A 22651-nucleotide genomic window follows, 5' to 3' on the forward strand; every position below is an offset into this window, starting at 1 on the left:
TCATCCTTGTAACGATGCCTTCGCGCCAACGGGGAGAAGCGGTTTTACCTTCAGCCACGCCTGGATGATCGGCACATCGGCGTCGGTCAGCTCGTGGCCGTGCGGGATGGTTTGAAGGTTCACGGTCGCGCCGTCGGCGCGGAGCCGTTCGGCAAGCGGTTGCGCGTAGGGTCCGTATTCGTCGTTCGCGCCGGCGATGATCAGTACATCGGCGTCCGACATGTCCACCGGCGGCGGTTCTGCGAGAACGGCCATGGAGCGCAGCAGCACAGCGCGGCGGATGAGATGCGGATGCAACGATAGCATGGCGTTGATCAGGTTCGCGCCGTTCGAATAGCCGATATAGACGATGCGCTCGGGGTCGAGCCCGTAAGCATGGGTCACGCCGTCGATGAAAGCAGCAAAGGCCTCTGCTTCGTTGGCGATATCGGCCTGATCGAAGGTAAACGGCGTTAGACGGCGGAACCAACGCGGCGCGCCTTCTTCCAGGGCCCGGCCACGCACGCCGAGCAATGTCGCCTGCTCGTCGATCTTATGGGCGATGGGCATGAGTGTCGTTTCGCTGGCGCCGGAGCCATGAAGCAGAATGAACACGGTACCGTCCGGCTCCGGCGGCGTGAAGAAGCGGTGAACGAAGGGCAGGTCGCGATAGATGACGCGCGGTTCGCCGGGCATCGAGAATTGCGGCAGAATGACGTTCAGTTCTGCCAGCCGCTCCGGCTTGTCATCGGGTGCAAACAGGTGCGTACCGAGTGTCGCCTCGTCTTCATCGACCAGCATCCCCGGCGCATCGGTCGCAAGCTCGAACAGGATGCGACCCGGCTCGCGGACATAGAGCGAGCGGAAATATTTGCGGTCGTGCATCGCTGTCGGCCAGGAATTGACCGCCTGCAGCGCCGTACGCACCGACTGCAGCTCCGAACCGTCGGAAGCACGAAACGCCACGTGGTCGACCGTGCCGGTTCCCGGTGCGCTTGTCCAGAAACCGCGCGCATCGCGGATGTCGATGATATCGCCGGGTTCGGAAACGAGACGGCTGATCGCGCCCTTGATCATCTGAGGCCGGTAGCCGAGGTGCTCCACGAGAAGGTTTTCTGTCGCCTCAGGCGTCTCGCTGAACAGGGTCGCGCCTCGAATGCGTCTGACAGCGTGTTCCTGCGGGATCTTATCGCTTGCCCAAGGCGCGGCCGATTGCAGATCCTTGGCGCCCACCAATTTGACGATGACGCCATCCGGGTCTTTCAACCGCAGCACCGGTTCGCCGAATTCGTCCGAAGGGCCTTCCGGTTTCAGTCCTGCGCTTAAGGCGCGCGTCAGCCAGAATCCGATGCTAGCGGGGTCGATGGCGAGCGAGATCTCGCCGACCTGGCCGATGCCGGGGCGACCCGGGGAGCCGTCCTCCCACACAAGGAAGCTCACCAGAGATCCCGGCGATCCCGTCGCGTCGCCGTAAAAGAGATGCAATTGTGTCGCGTCCTCGAAGCCTCCCGTGCGCTTGACCAGCCGCAGACCAAGAAAACCCACATAGAAATCGACATTCGCCTGCACCTTGCGGGTGATCAGCGTGATGTGGTGAATGCCGGCGACCATGTGATGCTCCAGAATGGATTGTGCAATTGGCCGATATTTAGAGCGGAACCTGCTTTCAATTCAATGCGGCTTCCGTTGAGGCTGTGTTCACCGAAAGCGCCTATTCCGGTGGCTTGACGACCTTTCGTTTGGTCTTGGTCCTTGGCTCCGGTGGCGGCTGCAGCGCCTCCTTTTCGAGGCGAAGTTCCCGCAAGCGCGCCGTTTTGCGTTCGCGGATCATCTGTTCGTTGGCGAGGATTTCCTTGACGGTTGAGTCGAGCCCGCTGGCCTTGGCCTGCGATGCCTTCTTGGCTCCGAACAGGTTGTCTTTGTTAGTTGGCGCCATCTTGGCCTCCATGGTTTGTGTCGGCGTTGGCGTTGCTTGTGGGCTTTGGGCGGAAGATCACCCGCGCCCGCAAGGCTGGAAGTCCTATTCAGTACCGGATAGCGCTCGTAACGGCGATAGAATTCCTTCGGTTTCCAAGAAATCAGACGTAATTACCGCGCTGATACGCGGGAATTAAAAAGATAGATTTGTACAAGTCCTATATAGGGCGGCGAAATTTCCTCGAAAATACCAGGGGAAAGACTATCTTATTTTGATCGCCAATGAGCGATGATTTTATGCCGCATGGCGCGGTTTGGGCGAATTATTTAGTCATTTTCGATATTTCTGATTTTTTCCTTGTGACATATTCAGCCAACCATTATAAATCCTGCATCGATATTGGTGAACGAACTTTGCCTCGACGCACTCTGCGCGACACTGACGAACTTCCCTCTCAAATCGGTCTGGAGCACCCCGGCAATTTGCCTGGAATGCGATCTTTATTCGAGTGATTGAAAGGTCATCGCTATGAGCACAGGTACTGTAAAGTGGTTCAATGCTGCCAAGGGTTTTGGCTTCATTCAGCCTGACGACGGCGCGACGGATGTCTTCGTGCACATTTCCGCGGTTGAACGCGCAGGAATGAGCACCCTGCGTGACGGCCAGAAGATTTCCTACGAACTTGTCCAGGACAAGCGTTCCGGCAAGATGTCGGCTGACCAGCTTCAATCCTTGTAAGGCATTTACTTCCGGTCTTTGACCACGGATGTACTGGCATCGATCGTGGAGAAGGTGAGAGGAAGAGGTCGGGTTCGCCCGGCCTTTTTTGTTTTTTGCTCCAGGCGACAGTTCTGACCTTCGATGGCTGCATTGAGCTGCGGTTAGCCAGTCGCAAATCGCTTGCGAGCGAGCGTTTCGGGGCCTTTGCGTGGGCAACTCAGTGCCCGCTCAAAGCATCCTCTGGAGACTTCTTGCGGTGTCCGCTGATTTCCGAACCGGCGTTGCTGGAGAAGCGAGCGTTCCAGACCATGGCGAGAAGCGCGATCAGGGTGACGACGATGAAGGCGACGGAGAAGTCGCTCATTTCGGCGGTCGCGTGTTCGCGCACATACATGGAGCCATGCAGAGCAAGAGCCGCGACGCAAATGCCGAGCGACAGCATCAACTGCTGGAACGTCGTATAGAAGCTCGTCGCGGAGCTCATGCGGTCGCGCTCGATCTCGTCATAGGCAATGGTGTTATAGGCCGTGAACTGGAACGACATGAAGAAGCCGCAGAAGAACAAGATGATGAAGATCAGTGGCAGTGGCCAGTCTGGCCGGAAAATGGAGCAGAGCCCATAGCCGAGCGTGCCGATCACGCCGAAGATCAGCAGGCTGGTGCGGAAGCCGAGCCTGCGCAGGATCTTGAGCTGCAGCGGCTTCATCGCCATGGAGCCAAGGGCTGTCGCAATGGAGATCTGGCCGGCAGCGGCGGCCGACAGGCCGAAACCGAGCTGCAACATCAGCGGAATGAGGAAGGGTGTCGCGCCCTGGCTGATGCGCGTCAGCGAGCCGGCGATGACCGATGCACCAAAGGTCGGCACTCTCATCAGCGAGAAATCCATGATCGGCGATGGATGTTTGCGGGCATGGCGAAGGTAGGCGATGCCGAACAGCAGGCCAACGGAAATCAGGAAGACGGCCAGATAGCCTTCGCCTTCGCGGCTCGACATTTCGAAGCCGAACAGCAGCGAGCCGAGTGAGATACCGGAGAGAACGAAGCCTGAGAGATCGAAGCGGCCGTTCCTCGGGCCTTTCACATCTTCGATGAACATCGTGACGAGGCCGAAACCGATAATGCCGATCGGCACGTTGATGTAGAAGATCCAGCGCCAATCGAGATAGGTGACGAACATGCCGCCGATCGGGGGCCCGAGAATCGGGCCGACGAGCGCGGGGATCAGCAGCCAGGACATGGCGGACACCATATCCTTGCGCGCGACGCTGCGCATCAGCACGAGACGGCCGACCGGGATCATCATGGCGCCGCCGAGACCTTGGAGCAGGCGGGCGACCACGAGAAAAAACAATGTCGGCGCCTGGGCACAAAGGAGCGAACCGACGACGAAAACGGCGATGGCCGTTCGGAAAACCGTGCGGGAGCCATAGCGATCGGCAATCGCGCCGCTCGCCGGAATGAAGATCGCGAGGCTGAGCAGGTAGGAGGTCAGCGCGATGCTCATCGCCGGCGCACTGACGCCGAAGTCTCTCGCCATGGTCGGCAGCGCTGTCGCGAGCACGGTCGCGTCAAGCTGCTCCATGAACATGGCGCTTGCTACGATAAGCGCGATAAAACGAAAACTAGGGGCGGCCCGCCGGGTTGGGGCGGCCTGGAAAATCTGGTCCGACATTGTCGGGGATCGCTCTCGATGGCGCGGTGGGGTCCAAAGACAGAACCGCAAGTCTGGTAACAGCGCGAAGGCCGATTGGAACGGGGGTTGTATACTCCCGCTCGCACGCAATGGCTATATCCAAATTGGCAAATCTCATTGATCAAAATGGAAAAAACGTCGCAGGTGGGCAGGAATGACACAGCCGGTGAATGCCAGATGAATAGACGGTAGCGATCAGCGTTGGTTGCATCGACCACAGCCTGTTTTCCCGCGGTAGATGGCGTGTTTGATTGCTGATTTTGTGTCAAGAATAAGCTGACATATCCGCACTTAAGTCATGTTCCATCCTGCTGCATAAAGGTGTCCGAAGCCAGAGCGAAGGCCCGCCATGAACACACTCAGGAAGCGTTCTATTCGTCGCCTGCGCCGCGGGGATGCCGGCGATTATTGACGCCGTCCCAGCCGCCTGATTTCCAACACCTAACCACATCTGTCGCATTGGAGAAGATCATGTTTGCAATCACGGCCGTCACCGGCAAGGTCGGTGGCACGACCGCTCGTACGCTCCTGAAAGCCGGCCACAGGGTCCGCGCTGTCGTTCGCGACCGAGCCAAGGGCGCGGAATGGGAAGAGCTTGGCGCGGAGGTCGCCGTTGCCACTTTCGATGACGCCGATGCGTTGGCACGGCGTTCGAGGGCTGCGGAGGCGTCTTCGTCATGGCTTCGCCGAATTTCACGCCCGCGCCGGGTTTCCCGGGGGCCCGCAGGGACGCCACGGCTCAAGCGGCCGCCATCCAGCGCGCGCAGCCGGGTAAGGTCTTGATGCTGTCGTCGATCGGCGGTCAACGCAACTACGGTCTCGGGCTCATCACCCAGGTGTACATGCTGGAAGAAGCGCTTGCGCCGTTAACCATGCCCATCGCTACTCTGCGACCGACCTGGTTCATGGAGAATTCATTGTGGGATATCGCGCCGGCGCGCGAAACCGGGGAAATGCCGAGCTATCTGGCGCCCCTCGACAAGCCCTATTCGATGATCGCCACCGTCGATATCGGTGCCATTGCGGCAAGGACGATGGCCGAGAGCTGGACCGGTCGCCGGGTGATCGAGATTGAGGGACCGAAGCGCTACACGCAGGCAGAAATCGCGACCTTGATCGGCCAAGCCATCGGTCGGACCGTCGTCGCCAAACCCGTGGCGCGCGCTGAGTGGGAAGCGCGTTTCCGGGAGCAGGGCGCCGAATGGCCGGAGCCGCGCATCGAGATGATCGAAAGCTTCAACTCCGGCTGGATCGACTTCGAGCCCGCAGGTGTCAACGAACACCTGGTCGCGCCGACGCCTTTTGAAACCGTGCTCGCCGAGCTCGCCAAGATCGCCTGAGGATCAGTATCCTTCGGCGAGACCCGAGCCGGCACGGCTGTCCATTGCGCCGTTGTAGCGGGCTCCGTCACCCTTGGCGATATCGCCAAGGCTTTTGCCGCCGACAAGGATGCCGGCGGCCTGACCCCAGACCGGCCAATCGCCGCCGACCTCGACATTATAGCCCATGCCGGTCAGCAATTTGATCGTGTCGGGAGACAGCGTGTAGGGCTCGGTATAGATTTTGTCCGGCAGCCACTGGTGATGGATGCGCGGCGCGTTGATCGCCTGCTGAATATCCATGCCGAAATCGATGACATTGACGATCGATTCGAGAGTGATGGTGATGATGCGCGCGCCGCCGGGGCTGCCGATCACCATGAAGGGCTTGCCATCCTTGGCGACGATGGTCGGGCTCATCGAGGAAAGCGGCGTCTTCTTCGGCTGGATTGCGTTGGCCTCGCCCTGCACCAGACCGTAGAGGTTCGGTACGCCCGGCTTGGATGTGAAATCGTCCATCTCGTTGTTGAGCAGGATGCCGGTGCCGGGTGCCACCACGCCGGCGCCGAAGGAACCGTTCAGCGTATAGGTAACGGCAACCGCATTGCCGTCGTTGTCGATGATCGAATAGTGCGTCGTCTCGTGGCTCTCGCCGAGGCCGTTCGGCATCAGATCCTTCGAGACGCCGGCGCGATACGGATCGATACTGTCGCGAATTTTCTTGGCGTAGTCTTTATCCAGCAGCTTGCTGACGGGATTGTTGACGAAATCAGGATCACCCAGTGCGGAATTGCGGTCGACATAGGCGTGACGCATGGCTTCGACCATGAGATGCGTGGTGTCTGCCGAGCCGTAACCGGTATAGGAAAGCGGATAGCCTTCCAGCACGTTCAGGATTTCGCAGATGATCACGCCGCCGGAAGAGGGCGGCGGTGAGGAGATGATCTCATAGCCACGGTAATTGCATTTCACCGGATCGAGTTCGCGGACCTTGTAGGCGTCGAAATCCTCCTTCGCCAGAATGCCGCCCTTGTCGCGGCTGGCGTTGACGATGGCGTCGGCGGTCGCCCCTTTGTAGAAGCCGTCTGGACCTTGTTGCGAGATGCTGGAAAGGGCCGCGCCCAGCTGCGGTTGTGTCAGCGTGTCGCCGGTGGCGAAGGGTTTGCCGTCCTCTTTGACGAAGATCGCGGCAGCAGCCGGATCGCGTGCCAGCCATTGCTTGCCTTCATTCAGCTCGGCGGCATCCGCCTGGTCCAGAGTGAACCCTTCCTTGGCGTAACGGATTGCCGGCGCCATCAGCTCCTGGCGGGATTTCGTGCCATATTTCTCGCGCGCCGTCTCGAATCCCATGACTGATCCCGGCACGCCGACGGCAAGATAGCCGTCCGTGCTTGCGCCTTTGACGACATTGCCTTTGTCGTCGAGATACATGGTCTTGGTCGAGGCAAGCGGTGCGCGTTCGCGGAAGTCCAGGAAGGTTGTCTTGCCGTCCTTCAGCCGGATGGTCATGAAGCCGCCGCCGCCGATATTGCCGGCGGTCGGATAAACCACGGCCAAGGCATAACCAACCGCAACCGCAGCATCCACGGCATTGCCGCCGTTCTTCAGTACGTCGACGCCGACTTCGGTCGCCAGATGTTGGGCAGTGACCACCATACCGTGCTCGGCCTCGACCGGCTGCGGCGCTGCCGCTTGAACGGTGGTGATGGAAAAGAGCCCGAGGGCGAAGACAGCGGCTGAGGAAATCGCCCGCTGGTAGAAATGGCGCATGGATGGTCCCTCCCGAGGTAATATTTTGCTAAGGGAACCTATCGCGGGCGTTGTGTCCAGTGTTGAAGAGCGTTCTAATGTTGAAATTTCTGCTACCCGGCCCGTCGCAGCCGGATGCCTGGAATCGGGGGCTGATGGAAGAAGGCACATCACCCCAAAGATTAGCAGGGTCGTCGTCTGGCCGGTCGGGTTAATCCAAGCGCATTAGACGCGAGGGGCGCACAATCCATCTTTCCTATTAGATCCGCTTAAAATTCGGATGAGTAACATTTCACACTCGCAATATTTTCTTCATCAGTGCAGTCTACTTTAGGGAAGTGCCTGTCGCAGGCGGAAGTATTGCGTGGAGGACTGACATGATCGTCACGAAACTCGAGCAATGGAAGAATGAACGCAATAGCCAGCCGAAGGCGCTCGTCATCGCTCGGACGGCACATGTCGTCGAAATCGAATGCACACATTGCCGCCGTCACTTTTTCCGCTGGGCATCGACAGCGCCCGCTTATTGGCGCTGCGAGGATTGCTCAACCGGTCAGTGATGTGTTCGGCTCCTGTGCCTAAGCGATCAGGATGGCCCGGAAATCATTGACATTCGTCCCGGTCGGGCCGGGCACGAACAGGTCGCCGATTGCGTTGAATGCCGACCAAGCATCGTTGTTTCTCAGCATCTCGGCGGGCACCAGCCCGGCCTTGCGCAGCCGGGCTACCGTGCCTGCGTTGGCAAAGGCGCCAGCATTGTCTTCGCTGCCATCGATGCCGTCGGTGTCGGCAGCCATGGCGTAAATGCCGACGTGGCTGTCGATATCTATCGCCAGCGACAGCAGGAATTCGGAGTTTCGCCCGCCCTTGCCCTTGCCTGTCAGCGTTACCGTCGTTTCCCCGCCGGACAGCAACACAATCGGCTTGGCGAAGGGCCGATTGCGGTTCAGAATCTCGCGGGCAATGGCAGCATGAACGTGGGCTGCTTCGCGGGCTTCGCCTTCGATCGCATCCGAAAGAATTGCCGCCTCGATGCCGGCCTCGCGCGCTGCAGCGGCCGCAGCCTCCAGAGAGACACCGGCCGATGCGATGACATGCGTTTCGTTGCGCGCAAAGCGCGGGTCGTCCGGCCGGGGTGCATCGGCTTCCGGCTTTTCGATATGCGCGAGGACAAAGGCGGGCAGTTCGATGCGGTAAAGGCGGATGAGATCCAGCGCTTCGGCGCGTGTGCCGGCGCCCGGTACTGTCGGTCCGGAGGCGACGAGGGCCGGATCATCGCCCGGAATGTCTGATACCACCAGCGAGACGACCTTGGCGGGATAGGCTGCTGTCGCGAGGCGGCCGCCCTTGATGGTGGACAGATGCTTGCGGATGACGTTCATCGCCGAAATCGGCGCGCCGGAGGCGAGCAGCGCCTTGTTGACGGCGATCTCGTCGGCAAGGGTAAGGCTGCCTGCCGGGGAGGGCAGCAGGGCCGAGCCTCCGCCGGAGATCAGAGCGATCACCAGATCGTCCTGCGTCAGTCCCTCGACCAGTTTCAGCAGCCGCCCGGAGGCGACGAGGCCCGCCTCATCCGGAACGGGATGGGCGGCTTCGATGATCTCGATATAGCGGCAAGGGGCGGCAAAACCGTAGCGCGTCACCACCAGGCCTTCCAGTGGGCCATCCCAGCACTGTTCCAAGGCTGCTGCCATCTGCGCTGATCCTTTGCCGGCGCCGAGGACGATCGTCCGCCCCTTCGGCTTTGCCGGCAGATGCGCTCGGATGCCGGTCATCGGATCGGCGGCGCGAACGGCTGCGTCGAAGAGGGAGATGAGGAAGGCACGGGGATCGGAAACGGTCATATCGAAATCTACCTGTCTGCGATGAGCTTCTGATCATGTGGTGGCGCAACTGACGCGAACACGCAAGGCCTGGTAAGGGCGATTGTGTCGGGTGAGATGAATCCCTATGTTTTGCGGAGCAGTTTCAATATTTTTACCTGAGGGATTTCGATATGGCCGAGTTGAAGGTGAAGACGAGAAAGACCGGCGCGACCGCAACCGTCGGTCGCACCGGTCTTCCGCATGTGACGTCCGTGACCGGCGGCGAGATCGATATCGTCACCTCGCCGTCGCAACCGGGCTTCAATCCGCTTGACCTGCTTTATTCCTCGCTGTCCGCCTGCCTCGTGCTCAGCGCCCGCATGGCCGCGAGCAGTCTCGGCGTACTCGACAAGCTGACGGAGGTAACTGCCGTCGTGACTGGCGAGAAGGCGACGGAAGGGCTGTCGCGCGTCGAAAAGTTCAACATTGCCTTCACGATCAAAGGTGATTTCGGCGACGAGATCCGCAATGCCATCGCGCACGCCGCCGAGGACGAGATCTGCACAGTCAGCAATACGATCCGTGGAAATCCGAAATTCGAGACGGTGATTTCGGGGTAATTCAATTCCGAAAAGCCCCTCATCCGTTCTTTGTCAGTTCGCTTCGCTCAATTTCAATTGTTCAGCTCCACCTTCTGCCCGCACGCGGGGCAAAGGGTTTTGACGGTATCGCTCCCTCTCTCCGTCAATACGGGGTGAGGGGCTTTTTATTATTACGCCGGCAGCTCAAAGCCCTCGAGGTAAGGCCCAAGCTCCGGATCGACATCCACCTTTACTACATTGTTGTAGATTGCCGTGGCGATCATGATGCCGGCGAAAGCCACGAGATTGGCGAGTGTCGGTTCATCGTAGCGTGCCTTCAATCGGTCCCATAATTCCTCCGGCACGGCATTGGAATCCCTGACGATGGCCTTGCCGAAATTGATCAGCAGCGCCTCGTCTTCGGTGGGCACGATGGTTTCCGGCGTCAGGCCGGCGTTGGTCAGTGCCCGGCGGAAGAAACCGACCGGGATGATCGCGCGGCTTTCCAGCGAAATCGCGTGGCAGAAAAGCCAGACGGCGCGGTCGTCCAGCGCCGGGCGCAGTTCATCTCGCAGCGTAAACCATTCGGCATAGACGCGGTGTGCCACCGGTGAATGCAGCAGCGTCCGCTTCATATTGGTCATGCGGCCGCGCAGCTGCACTTCGCGATCATGTTCGGCGCGGACGGCGTCGGAGGCGATGTCGTAATCGATCTGAGTGATATGGCTCATCGGCTTTTGTCTTTCACTGTGCCGCTTCGGAAACCTGTGGGAAGAAGCGGTTCTGCGGGCGCGGAAGGCCGAGATGCTCGCGCAAGGTCGTGCCCTCGTATTCGAGTCGGAAAATGCCGCGGCGCTGCAGTTCCGGAACGACGCGCGTTGTCACGTCTTGCAAGCCCTGCGGCAGGAAGGGGAAGACGACGTTGAAGCCGTCCGAGCCTTCCTCGTACAGCCATTGCTCCATCTCGTCGGCTATTGTCTGTGGCGTGCCGACGAAGGCAAGGCCGGCATAGCCGCCGAGGCGCTGGGCAAGCTGGCGCACGGTAAGCTGTTCCGCTTCGGCCAGCGCGATGACGCGCTCCCTGCCGCTCTTGCTGGCATTGGTTTCCGGGATTTCCGGCAGCGGCCCATCGGGATCGAAGCTGGAGGCATCATGACCGAGCGCGATCGACAGGGAGGCGATGGCGCTGTCGTAGTGGACGAGGCTATCGAGCTTGGCACGTTTGGCTTTCGCCTCCTCGACGGTATCGCCGACGACGATGAAGGCAGCCGGAAGGATCTTCAGGTGATCCGGATTGCGGCCGATCAACTGCATCCGGCCCTTGATGTCGGCGAAGATCGCCTTGCCGTCGGCGAGATTGCGAGGGGCGGCGAAGACCGCTTCGGCAGTTTCGGCGGCAAGCTGGCGTCCGGCATCTGATTGCCCAGCCTGGACGATCACCGGCCACCCCTGCGGCGGGCGAGCAATATTGAGCGGACCGCGAACGCTCAACTCTTCGCCCTTGTGGGCAAGCACATGCATCCTTTCCGGGTCGAAGAAGATGCCGCTTTCGGCATCGCGGAGGAAAGCGTCGTCAGCGAAGCTGTCCCAGAGGCCGGTGACGACATCGTAGAACTCGCGTGCGCGATGATAGCGTTCTCCGTGCTCCATATGCTCTTCAAGGCCAAAATTCAGGGCCGCGTCCGGATTGGATGTGGTGACGATATTCCAGCCGGCGCGACCGCCGCTGATATGGTCGAGAGAGGCGAAGCGACGGGCGATGTGGTACGGCTGGTCGAAGGTGGTGGAGGCCGTGGCGACGAGACCGATCTTTTCGGTTACGGCCGCGAGCGCCGAGAGCAGCGTGAAGGGCTCGAACGAGGTCACGGTCTGGCTGCGCTTTAGCGCCTCGATGGGCATGTTAAGAACGGCGAGATGATCCGCCATGAAGAAGGCATCAAATTTCGCCTGTTCCAGCGCCTGCGCAAAACTCTTGATATGCTTGAAATTGAAATTCGCATCCGGATAGGATCCGGGATAGCGCCACGCGCCGGTATGCAGGCTGACAGGGCGCATGAAGGCCCCAAGCTTCAATTGCTTCTGTTCACTCACGGGTCCATCCCTCTCGGATATCACTGGTTCATGGCGGCCTGTGCAGGCAAACGCCGGCAAGACATTTCCTTTCGACGTAGGAGCGTTATCGACGCATTCAAAGAGCCGATTTCATTTATTTGATCGGTTCCACGCAATATTCATCCAGCGACGCTTTCCACCGCGGTTTGCCGGGCAAAAACCTTGACGAGCCGGTCGATGAAGGCAAGCACGCGAGGGGAGCGCTGGCGACTATGGGGATAAGCGTCGAGATGGGCGTCTTCGTCGGCCGAAAGCCCTTGGGGACGTGAGGGAGCTCGTCGGATTTCAGGGCGTATTCGGCCTGATAGCGCGGCACCTGAAACAGGCCCAGGCGCTCTGTCATGTAAAGCTCGATCTCCAGATAAGTCCCCCGGAAAGACGAAAGTTTCGCCAAGACGAAATGCCAGGCGAGAGTGAAGTGCACATCAAAGCGCAGAATGCCTTCGGCTTGGCTCCCGCAAAGGCGCCCTCGGCATCCTCACAAGGGATAGTTTCCACAGACAGCGCCGCCAATAGCTCTCGCCATCCAGCGTCAGACTGACATGCCTAGTCGCTGGCTGCAGCAGGCCAAGGCTGAGGCGCGCCCCCAGCTGCTTAGCGGCCTCCCTCACCGACAGCGCGGCAGGCCGGTGTCTTCGGCGGCCTGCGTCAATCCTGCGCCGTTCCACGATGCGCGAAAACACCCCACGGCATCGAATCTGTCCACTTTTCTTTATTCGTCAATTTCGGATAGTGATGTCAAATAATGCATGATTATCCGCCGCATGAAAAGGAGCATCTTCCTCTCATCGAAACGCGCTACGGCGCAATCGCAGCGAAGGATGAAGGCAATGACCAACAATTCCAACAAAATAGCTATTGTTACAGGCGCGTCCCGCGGTATCGGCGCCGCGATTGCGGAACGCCTCGCAAAGGACGGCTTCACCGTCGTCATCAATTATGCCGGCAGCGAAGCAGCGGCCGAGGAGCTGGCACGCAAGATTGAGGAAAAGGGCGGCAAGGCGCTGACAGCCAAGGCTGACGTTTCCGACGCCGAAGCCGTGCGCCGCATGTTCGATACAGCCGAAGCTGCTTTTGGTGGCGTCGACGTCCTGGTCAACAATGCCGGCATTATGCAGCTCGCCAAAATCGCCGATGCCGACGACGCCCATTTCGACCGGCACATGGCCATCAATCTGAAGGGCACTTTCAATACGCTGCGCGAAGCCGGCAAGCGCTTGCGCGACGGCGGCCGGATCATCAACTTGTCCACCAGCATCGTCGGGCTCAAGCTTGAGACCTATGGCGTCTACGCCGCCACCAAGGCCGCCGTCGAAACGCTGACCGGCATCATGTCCAAGGAAATGCGCGGCCGCTCGATCACGGTCAATGCTGTCGCTCCTGGCCCGACGGCCACCGACCTCTTCCTCATCGGCAAGAGCGACGAGTTGATCGACCGCCTGGCCAAGATGAACCCGCTGGAACGCCTGGGCACGCCGGAAGACATCGCCGCCGCCGTCGCCTTCCTCGCAGGCCCCGACGGCCGCTGGATCAACGGCCAGACGTTGCGCGCCAATGGCGGCATGGTCTGAGCGCTCTCAAGTGGCGGCGCAACAGGACCCGTCGCCACCACCTCATACCGCTCTGAACCCATTTGACCCATCCGCAACATAGCCACTTCGAAAAGGAATAGGATCATGAGCAAACAAATTATCGTCATCACCGGTGCATCGAGCGGCTTCGGCGCTCTCACTGCCCGTGCGCTCGCTAAGGCCGGCCACACCGTCTATGCCAGCATGCGCGAAACGGAAGGCCGCAATGCGCCGCAGGTCGCTGAGGTCGCCGCCTTTGCCAAGGAGAACGGCGTGGACCTCAAGGCCGTCGAACTCGACGTCGCGTCGGACGCTTCCGTAAAAGCCGGCATCGCCAAGGTCATCGGGCAGGAAGGACATATCGACGTCATCGTTCACAATGCCGGCCATATGTCCTTCGGCCCGGCGGAAGCCTTCACGCCGGAACAGTTCGCCCAGCTCTACGACATCAACGTCCTGAGCACCCAGCGCGTCAACCGCGCAGCGCTGCCCCATCTGCGCAAAAAGGGCAAGGGCTTGGTGGTCTGGGTGTCGTCTTCCAGCACCCGCGGTGGCACGCCGCCGTACCTCTCGCCCTATTTCGCAGCCAAGGCCGCCATGGATTCGCTCGCCGTCTCATACGCGTCCGAACTGACCCGTTGGGGCATCGAAACCGCCATCATCGTACCCGGCGCCTTCACCAAGGGCACCAACCACTTTGCTCATTCCGGCTCGCCCGCCGACAAGGCGTGTGCCGCCGAATATGACCTTGGTCCCTATGCCGGCGTTCCGGACCAGGCGCTGAAGGGTCTGGCGTCGCTGGAGCCCGCCGACGCCGATGCCGCCGCGGTCGCTGTCGCTATCGTCGATGTCGTCAACATGCCTTTCGGCACGCGTCCGTTTCGCACCCATATCGATCCGTCCGAGGACGGCGCGGAAATCGTCAACGGCGTTGCCGATCGCGTTCGCGCCGAGCTTTTCCGCCGCATCGGGCTGGAAGATCTGCTGAAGCCACATGTGAAGGGTTGAACCATCTGTCCCGCCGCACCATTTTAAAGGTTGAAATCGCCGCTTCTGTGCCACAGGGGCGGCGATCGTTTGTTTCGATGGACCATCTATTTGCGTTGTGCTGCGTTCCAAGGCCGCCTATTTCGTATTAAAGCGAATCTATTCCGGGGTCGGAGATATCCATGAACGACAAGGACATTGGCGAAATCGCCTCCTGGCTCATGCAGAGCGGCCTCAAGGGCATGGGGGAAGCCGACATCCTGGCGGGATTCTGCGAGGCCTGCCGCCAGCGCGGGCTCAATGTCGATCGCGCCATGGCGCTGATGGATACGCTCCATCCTGTCTATGAAGGTCGTGCCTTCCGCTGGGACGGCAACCAGGTGATCGAGCGCGAGTTCGAATATGGCCCGTCGCATCAGGGGATCGCCGCCGAGAACTGGCTGCGCTCTTCCTTCTATCATTTGCTGACGACAGGCGGGGACGAGGTGCGTCGCCGCATCGGTTTTGGTGACCCGATCGATTTCTTCGGGCTTGATACGCTGAAGACTGATGGACATACTGATTACCTCGCCATGGTGCACCGGTTCGAAGAGGGTGGCACGATCGGCGAGATGGATTGTTTCTATTCTCATTTCGCCACCGCGGCCGAAGCGGGTTTCCTCGACGAGGACCTGCATGTGTTGCGCAAGCTCACACCGGCCCTGGGTTTGGCGATCAAATGCACCGCCATGGGACGCATTGCTCGCACTATCGCCGAGGTTTATCTGGGCGAAGATGCCGCCCGGCATGTTCTCGAGGGCAAGATCACGCGCGGTAAGGCCGAGCGCATCTCGGCGGCGCTGTGGTTTTCCGACCTCGCCAACTACACCCGCATTTCCGACACGGCCGAGCCGGATGAAATCATTCCGATGCTGAACGCCTACGCCGACGCTGTGATTTCCTCGATCCATGAGGCCGGCGGCAATGTGCTGAAACTGATCGGCGATGGCACGCTGGCGATCTTTAAGGCCCGCGATGCGGGTGACGCCTGTGCTGCGGCACTGATGGCTGAATCGCTGCTGCGCCAGCGGCTGCGCGATCTCAATTCCCAACGGCAGATTGAGGGCAGGCCGGTGACGGACGTCTATCTCGGCCTGCATATCGGCGATGTCTTCTACGGCAATATCGGCAGCATGGACCGGCTGGACTTCACCGTCATCGGCCCGGCCGTCAACGAGGTTAGCCGCATTGCCTCCATGTGCCGTTCGGCCGACCGCAACGTCCTTATGTCGTCGAATTTCGTTGAGGCGCTGTCGTCCAGCCAGAGCAACGATCTCGTCTCCGTCGGCCGCTATGCGCTGCGCGGCGTTAAGCGGCCGCAGGAGCTATTCACGCTGCTTTCGTCGGCTGCTTGACGGCTTTCACCGGCGCCCAGCCGAAAACATCGGGCCGCCTTTGTGTGGCGGGAAACCGTAGCCGTTGATCATCACCAGATCGATGTCGCTGGCGCGGGAGGCGATGCCCTCGGCAAGGAGCGCATCACCCTCATCAGCCATGGCCTTCAGCAAGCGTGTGACGATCTCGTCTGCGGTGAAGCTCTTCGGCGCAATGTTCTTTTCAGCACGGGCGGTTTCGATTATGGCGGTGACTTCCGGGTCGACGGTGCGCTTGCCATCGGAATAGGCATACCAGCCGCGCCGGGCCTTTTGACCGAAGCGGCCGGCTTCGCAGAGGCGATCGGCGATGACGACGTAACGGGCAGCGGGATCACGAGTTGACGCTTGGCGTTTGCGCCGCGCCCAGGCGATTTCGAGTCCCGCCATGTCGTAGACCGCAAAGAGGCCCATCGGGAAGCCGTAGGCTTCCAGTGCCGCGTCGATCTCATGGGGCATCGCGCCGTCCTCCACCATGAATTCGGCCTCACGGCGATAGGCGGAGAAGATACGGTTGCCAATGAACCCCTCGGTGACGCCGCAGACGACGGCGAGCTTCCCGAGGCGCTTGGCGAAGGCGAGGGCGCTCGCCAGCACATCCGGCGCCGTGTTTTCGCAATTCACGACTTCCAGCAGTCGCATGATGTTGGCGGGCGAGAAGAAGTGCAAGCCAATGATCCGCTCGGGATGGGCAGTTGCAGCTGCGATGACATTCGGATCGAGGTAGCTGGTGTTGGTCGCAAGGATGGCGTCGGCGCGAATAATGCCGTCGAGGCGTTGGAACAGCTCGGTCTTGACGGACAGATCATCGAAGACAGCTTCGATGACGAGATCGGCTGGCGCGAGCTCTTGCGCATTGGCGGCAACCGTCAATCGGCTAAGACGATCGTCCCGGCTTTTGATATCGAGGCGACCCGATTGCACGGCTTTGTCCATGATGCCGGTAATCCGCTCACGGCCCTTGTCGGCGCCTTCCTGGGTTTGTTCGATGCCAATGACGCGATAGTCGGCGTTCAGCGCAGCGACCGCGATGCCGGAGCCCATCAGGCCGGTGCCGACGATGCCGATGGTTTCGATCTTGTGCGGCGCGACCTTTTCTAGGCCTTCGACCTTGCCGGCGGCACGCTCTGCGAAGAAGACGTGGCGCAGTGCCGCGGCATCTTCGCTGTCGCGCAGTTCGACGAAGGTGCGGCGTTCCTCAGCTAACCCTTCTGCAAGAGAGGACGCTGCGGCGAGGCGAACGAGACGGACGGCTTCGGCGGGCGCACGCTGACCACGTGCCTTGCGAAGCGCTTCGGTAGCTGCCTTGTCGATCGCTTCCGCAGGTTCAGGCGGAACAGACAGCGCGCCAGTGCGGCGCAAGGAGAGATCGGCTGCGCTCTTGGCACTGGCAATGGCGGCATCGATCAGCGGGTTTTCTGTCAGGTTATCGATAATACCAAGTTTGTGTGCTTCCGTGGCCGAGACAAGGCGGCCACTAGAGATCAGTTCGGTGGCTGCGGCGGTGCCGATCAGGCGTGGTAGGCGCTGCGTACCACCGGCGCCGGGAACGATACCGAGCTTGACTTCCGGCAGGCCGATTTTGGCGGAGGGACCGGCATCGCGCCTATGGCAGGCAAGCGCCACTTCCACGCCGCCACCCAAGGCAACACCGTTGATGGCAGCGGCGACGGGTTTGGAGAAATCTTCTATGCGGGCAATGACTTGCGGCAGCAGCGGCTCGATGGGAGGCTTGCCGAACTCCTTGATGTCGGCGCCGCCGATGAAGGTGTTGCCAGCTCCTGTCAACACAAGGGCAACAATCGAATTGTCCTTTTCGGCATGATCCAGCGCCGCCATCAGACCGGCGCGGACATCGACCGAGAGCGCATTGACGGGCGGATTGTCGATGGTGACGACGAGAACGCCATCGGCAAGCGTTGCCGAGATAGTGTCAGAAAAGCGCAATGCCGCCATGACGAGCCCTTCCTAATCCGGAATGACGGCGGTCGCCTGGATCTCGATCTTGGCGCGATCCTCGACGAGGGCGACGACTTGCAAAGCGGCCATGGCCGGGAAATGCCGGCCGATGATCTCGCGATAGACCTGGCCGATACCCTTTAGATTGTCCAGATATTCCTTTTTGTCAGTGAAGTACCAGGTCATCGAAGTGATGTGCTGCGGCTTGGCGCCGCCTTCGGCGAGGATGGCGACGACATTCTTCAGCGTCTGACGCACCTGTTCGACAAAGTCATCGCTTTCGAATTCGCAAGCGGCGTTCCAGCCGACCTGGCCGCCAACGAACACCATGCGGCCAGTCGCCGCCATGCCGTTGGCATATCCGATCGGCTTGGCCCAGCCTTCAGGTTGCAGGATGGTGTGCATTGGTCGTCTCCAGATGAGGGGTCAGTGCGGCACGGATATCGTCCGGCCATGCAAGCGATTGATGAGTGTCGAGAGAGGTGGAAACGACCCGATGGCGGGCGGTCCACAGGACTTGGCCATGCGCCGAGACCTGATGTTCCAAATCGAGCGAGGAACGGCCGATACCGAGCACCGCCAGCACGAATTCAAGCTCGTCGCCCTGAAATCCGGGCCTAACGAAGGTCACGTCGAGCCGCACGGTTGGCACGCCGATGCGACGATCGTCGACCAGCACCTTCCAAGGGAAACCCAGCGAGGCGAAATAATCCTCCAGCACCCCGACGAGGATGTTTAGATACGATGGAAAGTAGGCGATCCCCGAGGGATCGCAGTCTCCGAAGCGCAGAGGTCTGGTGGTTTTGAACGCCACGGCCGGCCTCAGTTCGAAAAAGCGGCGATGCCGGTGATGGCGCGGCCGAGGATGAGGGCGTGAATGTCGTGGGTGCCCTCGTAGGTATTGACGACCTCGAGGTTGACGAGATGGCGAGCGATGCCGAACTCGTCCGATATGCCGTTGCCGCCGAGCATGTCGCGGGCGGCGCGGGCGATATCGAGCGCCTTGCCGCAGCTGTTGCGCTTCAGGATGGAGGTCAGTTCCACCGGCGGATGGCCATCTTCCTTCATGCGGCCGAGGCGCAGGCAGCCCTGCAGGCCGAGCGTAATCTCGGTCACCATGTCGGCAAGCTTCTTCTGGATGAGCTGGTTGGCGGCGAGCGGCCGGCCGAATTGCTTGCGATCAAGCACGTATTGCCGTGCCTTGGCATAGCAATCCTCAGCCGCACCCAAGGCACCCCAGGCAATGCCGAAGCGCGCGGAGTTAAGGCAGGTGAAGGGGCCTTTGAGACCGGAAACGTTCGGCATCAGGTTTTCTTCCGGCACGAAGACATTGTCCATAACGACTTCGCCGGTGATGGAGGCTCGCAAGCCCACCTTGCCATGGATGGCGGGTGCGGACAGGCCTTTCCAGCCCTTTTCCAGGATGAAACCGCGGATAACGCCGTCTTCGGTCTTGGCCCAGACGACGAAGACGTCTGCGATCGGAGCGTTGGAGATCCAGGTCTTGCCACCGGTCAAGCTGTAGCCGCCATCGACCTTCTTCGCGCGGGTCACCATCGAGCCGGGGTCGGAGCCATGGTTCGGTTCGGTCAGGCCGAAGCAGCCGATCCATTCGCCGGTCGCAAGCTTCGGCAGATATTTCTGCTTCTGTGCCTCTGAGCCAAAGGCATCGATCGGTACCATGACGAGCGAGGACTGCACGCTCATCATCGAGCGATAGCCGCTGTCGACCCGTTCGACTTCGCGGGCAATCAGGCCATAGGCGACATAGCCGAGGCCGGCGCCGCCGTATTCTGGAGAAATCGTCGGGCCAAGCAGGCCGAGTTCGCCCATTTCGCGGAAGATCGTCGGATCGGTCTTTTCGTGTCGGAAGGCCTCGAGCACGCGCGGTGCGAGCTTCTCCTGCGCGTAGGCGTAAGCCGTGTCCAGCACCATGCGTTCGTCATCGCTCAACTGCTCCGTCAGGCGGAACGGATCGGCCCAATCGAAAATCTCGCGGCTCATGCTCGTATCTCCCATCAATTTGTTTTCAGAAGTTCGCGCGCGACGATGAGTTTCTGAACCTCCGTCGCACCTTCGTAGATGCGAAGCGCGCGTATCTCCCGATAGAGTTTTTCCGCTATTTCTCCTACCTTGACACCACGCCCGCCAAAAAGCTGGACGGCGCGGTCGATGACAGCTTGCGCGGTTTCCGTGGCCGTCATCTTAGCCATGGCCGCCTCGCGCGTCGTCGGCAGGTGCTGCACGTCGCGACGCCAGGCCGCCCGATAGGTGAGCAAGGCCGCCGCGTCGATGCCGGTCGCCATATCGCCGAGGGCGGCCTGCGTCAACTGAAGGTCGCCGAGCGTCGCGCCGAACATTGGCCGCGTGCGGACATGCGCTAGCGTCTCGTCCAGCGCTCGCCGCGCAAAGCCAAGGCTTGCGGCGGCAACGGAGGCTCGGAAAATATCGAGCGTGCGCATGGCAATCTTGAAGCCTTGGCCCGGCGCGCCGAGGCGGCGCGAAGCCGGTATGCGGCAATTCTCGAAACGGATCGTCGCCAGCGGATGCGGCGCGATCACCTCGATGCGCTCGGCGATCGAGAAGCCCGGATCGTCGGCGAAAATAATGAAGGCGGAAATGCCGCGCGTGCCCGGCGCCTCGCCTGTGCGAGCGAAGACGGTGTAGACATCGGCGATGCCGCCATTGGAAATCCAGGTCTTTTCACCGTCGAGGACATAGTGGTCGCCATCGGCACGTGCCGCGCAAGTCATTGCCGCGACATCCGAGCCGGCGTCCCTCTCCGACAACGCAAAAGCGGAAAGCCACTCGCCAGCGCGAACTTTCGGCAGCACGGCGGCACGCAGTTCCGCCGAGCCGGCAAGTCCGATCGCACCGGTGCCGAGACCCTGCATGGCGAAGGCGAAATCGGCGAGGCCGTCGTGCCAAGCGAGCGTTTCTCGGGCGAGACAGGCGAGGCGGGAATCGATCAGCGGTTCGCTATCGGATGTCCCGGTCGCGGCGGCGATGAGGCCGGCTTCGCCAAGCGCCTTGACCAGCCTGCGGCAGGCACCGTCTACATCGCCATGATCGATATCGGCCATGGCTGAGGACTTAGCGAAAGCGTCCATGTCAGCCAAAAATTCCCGGTGGCGTTCGTCGAAGAACGGCCAATCCAGATGGTCCCGGGTTGGACCGTTTAGGCTTGATGCAGCGGACATCGCCTCAATTCCCCTGGAATTCAGGTTTGCGCTTGGCGGCGAAGGCCTCGAAGGCGCGGCGGAAATCCTGGGTCGCCATACAGACGGCCTGGGCCTGCGCCTCGGATTCAATCATCTCGTCGATACCCATCGCCCATTCCTGGTTCAGCATGGTCTTGGTCATGGAATGCGCGAACCATGGTCCGTCGGCCAGCGAACGGGCAAGCTTGACGGCTTCCTCTTCCAGATCGGCGCTGGCATGCAGGCCGTTGTAGAAGCCCCAGGCATGGCCTTCGGCTGATGTCATCGAGCGGCCGGTGAACAGCAGTTCGGCGGCGCGGCCCTGGCCGATGATGCGGGGCAGGATGCCGCAAGCGCCCATGTCAGCGCCGGCAAGACCGACGCGGGTGAACAGGAAGGCCGTCTTGGCTTCCGGCGTTGCCAGACGCATATCGGAGGCCATTGCCAGAATGGCGCCCGCGCCAGCGCAGATACCGTCGACAGCAGATATGATCGGCTGCGGACATTTGCGCATAGCCTTAACCACATCGCCGGTCATGCGGGTGAAGGCCAGAAGCTCAGGCATTGCCATGCGGGTGAGCGGCTCGATGATCTCGAAGACATCGCCGCCGGAAGAGAAATTGCCGCCAGCTCCAGTCAGCACCACGGTGCGAACGTCGCAGGCATAGGCGAGGTCGCGGAAGAGATCGCGCAGTTCCGCATAGCTGTCGAAGGTCAGCGGGTTTTTGCGTTCCGGCCGGTTCAGCCGGATCGTGGCGAGGCGGCCGTCATCGCTGACTTCCCAGAGGAAATGTTGCGCCCTGTAGTCCTTGAAGGGCTTGAGATGGCCCTGCATCGTCATATCCCGATCGCTCATCCCGATAAAACCTCCCCACCGGCAACCGCGATTGCCTGTCCATTGATCGATGCCGCCGCCGGCGACGCGAGCCATAGAACGGTGTCGGCAACCTCCTCGGGTTTGACGAGCCGTCCCTGCGGATTGAATTTGGTGAAATCCGAAAGCGCCTGTTCTGCCGTACGTCCCGTCTTGGCGACGATCGTCGCAATCGAGCGCTCGATGATCGCTGTATCGGTGAAACCGGGGCAGACGGCGTTGACCGTGATGCCAGTCTTTGCCAGTTCCAGCGCCAGCGAGCGCGTCAGGCCGACGACCCCATGTTTGGCCGCGACATAGGCCGAAACATAACCATAGCCGGTCAGGCCCGCCGTCGAGGCGATGTTGATGATGCGAGCTCCGGCCCCATAGGCTTTGAGATCGGGCAGCGTGGCTTGCGTCACCAGGAAAACACCGGTGAGATCGACCGTCAAAACGCGGTTCCACATGTCCAGGCTGGTCTTCTCAAAGGGTGCGCTCGGCGCTTCGCCGGCGTTGTTGACGAGAATATCGACAGGGCCGAATTTTTCGCGGGCACTGTTCAGCCCGCGGGCAATCGCTTCGGCGCTGGTGACATCGAAATCATCAACGATCATGGCATTCGCGCCGATCTCTGCGGCGACGGCCTCCAGTTTCTCTCTTTTCCGCCCAGCCACCGTCACGCGTGCACCTTCGGCAGCGAGCGCGCGCGCGATTGCGGCCCCGATGCCACTGCCGGCGCCGGTGACGAGGGCATGACGGCCCGCGAGTTTGCCGGTCGTCGTCATCGGTT

Annotated in this window: 24 protein-coding genes; 9 read left to right on the top strand and 15 right to left on the bottom strand. The window is 60.8% G+C overall.

Annotated elements, in window-relative coordinates; genetic code table 11:
• Entirely contained in the window at positions 1-1590 is a 1590-nt protein-coding gene (locus PY650_RS06055; protein WP_285878142.1) for an alpha/beta fold hydrolase, read from the bottom strand.
• 100 nt (positions 1591-1690) lie between these two features.
• Positions 1691-1915: a hypothetical protein gene (locus PY650_RS06060; RefSeq protein WP_285878143.1), complete on the bottom strand. Its 225-nt coding sequence runs from the start codon at positions 1913-1915 to the stop codon at positions 1691-1693.
• Positions 1916-2178: 263 nt separating this feature from the next.
• Here PY650_RS06060 and PY650_RS06065 point away from each other — a divergent pair, with 263 nt between their 5' ends.
• Together PY650_RS06065 and PY650_RS06070 are read left to right on the top strand one after the other, a co-directional pair.
• Positions 2179-2409, top strand: coding sequence for a hypothetical protein (locus tag PY650_RS06065; protein WP_285878144.1), 231 nt, complete (start codon positions 2179-2181; stop codon positions 2407-2409).
• A gap of 16 nt (positions 2410-2425) precedes the next feature.
• On the top strand, positions 2426-2635 hold the full coding sequence (locus PY650_RS06070) for a cold-shock protein (protein WP_120705242.1): 210 nt from the start codon (positions 2426-2428) through the stop codon (positions 2633-2635).
• A gap of 199 nt (positions 2636-2834) precedes the next feature.
• On the opposite strand, the gene PY650_RS06075 is transcribed toward PY650_RS06070, so the two are convergent.
• Positions 2835-4289, bottom strand: a complete 1455-nt coding sequence (locus PY650_RS06075) for an MFS transporter (RefSeq protein ID WP_285878146.1) — start codon at positions 4287-4289, stop codon at positions 2835-2837.
• A gap of 492 nt (positions 4290-4781) precedes the next feature.
• On the opposite strand from PY650_RS06075, the gene PY650_RS37340 reads away from it, so the two are divergent.
• Both PY650_RS37340 and PY650_RS06080 read left to right on the top strand, forming a co-directional pair.
• Positions 4782-5093, top strand: coding sequence for an NAD(P)H-binding protein (locus PY650_RS37340; RefSeq protein WP_432761492.1), 312 nt, complete (start codon positions 4782-4784; stop codon positions 5091-5093).
• Positions 4988-5650, top strand: coding sequence for a Rossmann-fold NAD(P)-binding domain-containing protein (locus tag PY650_RS06080; protein ID WP_285878147.1), 663 nt, complete (start codon positions 4988-4990; stop codon positions 5648-5650). The genes PY650_RS37340 and PY650_RS06080 overlap by 106 nt, the downstream gene beginning before the upstream one ends.
• 3 nt (positions 5651-5653) lie before the next feature.
• Here PY650_RS06080 and ggt read toward each other — a convergent pair whose 3' ends face one another.
• The gene (gene ggt, locus PY650_RS06085; RefSeq protein WP_285878148.1) at positions 5654-7399 is read right to left on the bottom strand and encodes a gamma-glutamyltransferase; all 1746 of its coding nucleotides are present in this window, start codon (positions 7397-7399) and stop codon (positions 5654-5656) included.
• Between the two features lie 356 nt (positions 7400-7755).
• On the opposite strand from ggt, the gene PY650_RS06090 reads away from it, so the two are divergent.
• On the top strand, positions 7756-7938 hold the full coding sequence (locus PY650_RS06090) for a hypothetical protein (protein WP_285878149.1): 183 nt from the start codon (positions 7756-7758) through the stop codon (positions 7936-7938).
• An 18-nt stretch (positions 7939-7956) separates the two neighbouring features.
• Here PY650_RS06090 and PY650_RS06095 read toward each other — a convergent pair whose 3' ends face one another.
• Positions 7957-9222 (bottom strand): glycerate kinase type-2 family protein, encoded by a 1266-nt coding sequence (locus PY650_RS06095; RefSeq protein WP_285878150.1) that lies wholly within the window; start codon positions 9220-9222, stop codon positions 7957-7959.
• A gap of 152 nt (positions 9223-9374) precedes the next feature.
• Here PY650_RS06095 and PY650_RS06100 point away from each other — a divergent pair, with 152 nt between their 5' ends.
• Positions 9375-9803 (top strand): OsmC family protein, encoded by a 429-nt coding sequence (locus tag PY650_RS06100; protein WP_285878151.1) that lies wholly within the window; start codon positions 9375-9377, stop codon positions 9801-9803.
• Positions 9804-9955: 152 nt separating this feature from the next.
• On the opposite strand, the gene PY650_RS06105 is transcribed toward PY650_RS06100, so the two are convergent.
• The 3 genes from PY650_RS06105 to PY650_RS37345 form a co-directional block, all read right to left on the bottom strand.
• Positions 9956-10495 carry a carboxymuconolactone decarboxylase family protein gene (locus PY650_RS06105; protein ID WP_285878153.1) on the bottom strand — a complete coding sequence of 180 codons (540 nt, stop codon included), beginning with the start codon at positions 10493-10495 and terminating at the stop codon, positions 9956-9958.
• Positions 10496-10508: 13 nt separating this feature from the next.
• Positions 10509-11819, bottom strand: coding sequence for an LLM class flavin-dependent oxidoreductase (locus PY650_RS06110; RefSeq protein ID WP_432761498.1), 1311 nt, complete (start codon positions 11817-11819; stop codon positions 10509-10511).
• Between the two features lie 151 nt (positions 11820-11970).
• A complete protein-coding gene (locus tag PY650_RS37345) occupies positions 11971-12219 on the bottom strand; it encodes a hypothetical protein (protein WP_432761493.1) in 249 nt (82 codons plus the stop codon).
• 487 nt (positions 12220-12706) lie between these two features.
• Between PY650_RS37345 and PY650_RS06120 the strand changes: the two genes are divergently transcribed.
• The 3 genes from PY650_RS06120 (at position 12707) to PY650_RS06130 (ending at position 15828) form a co-directional block, all read left to right on the top strand.
• The gene (locus PY650_RS06120) at positions 12707-13447 is read left to right on the top strand and encodes an SDR family oxidoreductase (protein ID WP_285878155.1); all 741 of its coding nucleotides are present in this window, start codon (positions 12707-12709) and stop codon (positions 13445-13447) included.
• 105 nt (positions 13448-13552) lie between these two features.
• Positions 13553-14455 carry an SDR family oxidoreductase gene (locus tag PY650_RS06125; protein ID WP_285878156.1) on the top strand — a complete coding sequence of 301 codons (903 nt, stop codon included), beginning with the start codon at positions 13553-13555 and terminating at the stop codon, positions 14453-14455.
• 161 nt (positions 14456-14616) lie between these two features.
• Positions 14617-15828 carry an adenylate/guanylate cyclase domain-containing protein gene (locus tag PY650_RS06130; RefSeq protein ID WP_285878157.1) on the top strand — a complete coding sequence of 404 codons (1212 nt, stop codon included), beginning with the start codon at positions 14617-14619 and terminating at the stop codon, positions 15826-15828.
• 6 nt (positions 15829-15834) lie between these two features.
• On the opposite strand, the gene PY650_RS06135 is transcribed toward PY650_RS06130, so the two are convergent.
• The 7 genes from PY650_RS06135 to PY650_RS06165 are packed head-to-tail and all read right to left on the bottom strand — an operon-like array spanning position 15835 to position 22646.
• Positions 15835-17802 carry a 3-hydroxyacyl-CoA dehydrogenase NAD-binding domain-containing protein gene (locus PY650_RS06135; RefSeq protein ID WP_285878159.1) on the bottom strand — a complete coding sequence of 656 codons (1968 nt, stop codon included), beginning with the start codon at positions 17800-17802 and terminating at the stop codon, positions 15835-15837.
• A gap of 12 nt (positions 17803-17814) precedes the next feature.
• On the bottom strand, positions 17815-18210 hold the full coding sequence (locus PY650_RS06140) for a RidA family protein (RefSeq protein ID WP_285878160.1): 396 nt from the start codon (positions 18208-18210) through the stop codon (positions 17815-17817).
• Positions 18188-18619 carry an acyl-CoA thioesterase gene (locus tag PY650_RS06145; RefSeq protein WP_285878161.1) on the bottom strand — a complete coding sequence of 144 codons (432 nt, stop codon included), beginning with the start codon at positions 18617-18619 and terminating at the stop codon, positions 18188-18190. Before PY650_RS06145 ends, PY650_RS06140 begins: the two co-directional genes overlap by 23 nt.
• 8 nt (positions 18620-18627) lie before the next feature.
• Complete coding sequence (locus PY650_RS06150; protein WP_285878162.1) at positions 18628-19809, bottom strand: acyl-CoA dehydrogenase; 1182 nt, start codon at positions 19807-19809, stop codon at positions 18628-18630.
• A gap of 14 nt (positions 19810-19823) precedes the next feature.
• Positions 19824-21005, bottom strand: a complete 1182-nt coding sequence (locus tag PY650_RS06155; protein WP_285878163.1) for an acyl-CoA dehydrogenase family protein — start codon at positions 21003-21005, stop codon at positions 19824-19826.
• Positions 21006-21009: 4 nt separating this feature from the next.
• The gene (locus PY650_RS06160) at positions 21010-21861 is read right to left on the bottom strand and encodes an enoyl-CoA hydratase family protein (protein WP_285878164.1); all 852 of its coding nucleotides are present in this window, start codon (positions 21859-21861) and stop codon (positions 21010-21012) included.
• Positions 21858-22646: an SDR family NAD(P)-dependent oxidoreductase gene (locus tag PY650_RS06165; RefSeq protein ID WP_285878165.1), complete on the bottom strand. Its 789-nt coding sequence runs from the start codon at positions 22644-22646 to the stop codon at positions 21858-21860. The genes PY650_RS06160 and PY650_RS06165 overlap by 4 nt, the downstream gene beginning before the upstream one ends.
• Positions 22647-22651 lie beyond the last annotated feature (5 nt).

This window comes from Martinezella calliandrae, assembly GCF_030272695.1.
In the GTDB taxonomy this organism is placed as follows: Bacteria; Pseudomonadota; Alphaproteobacteria; order Rhizobiales; family Rhizobiaceae; genus Rhizobium; species Rhizobium calliandrae.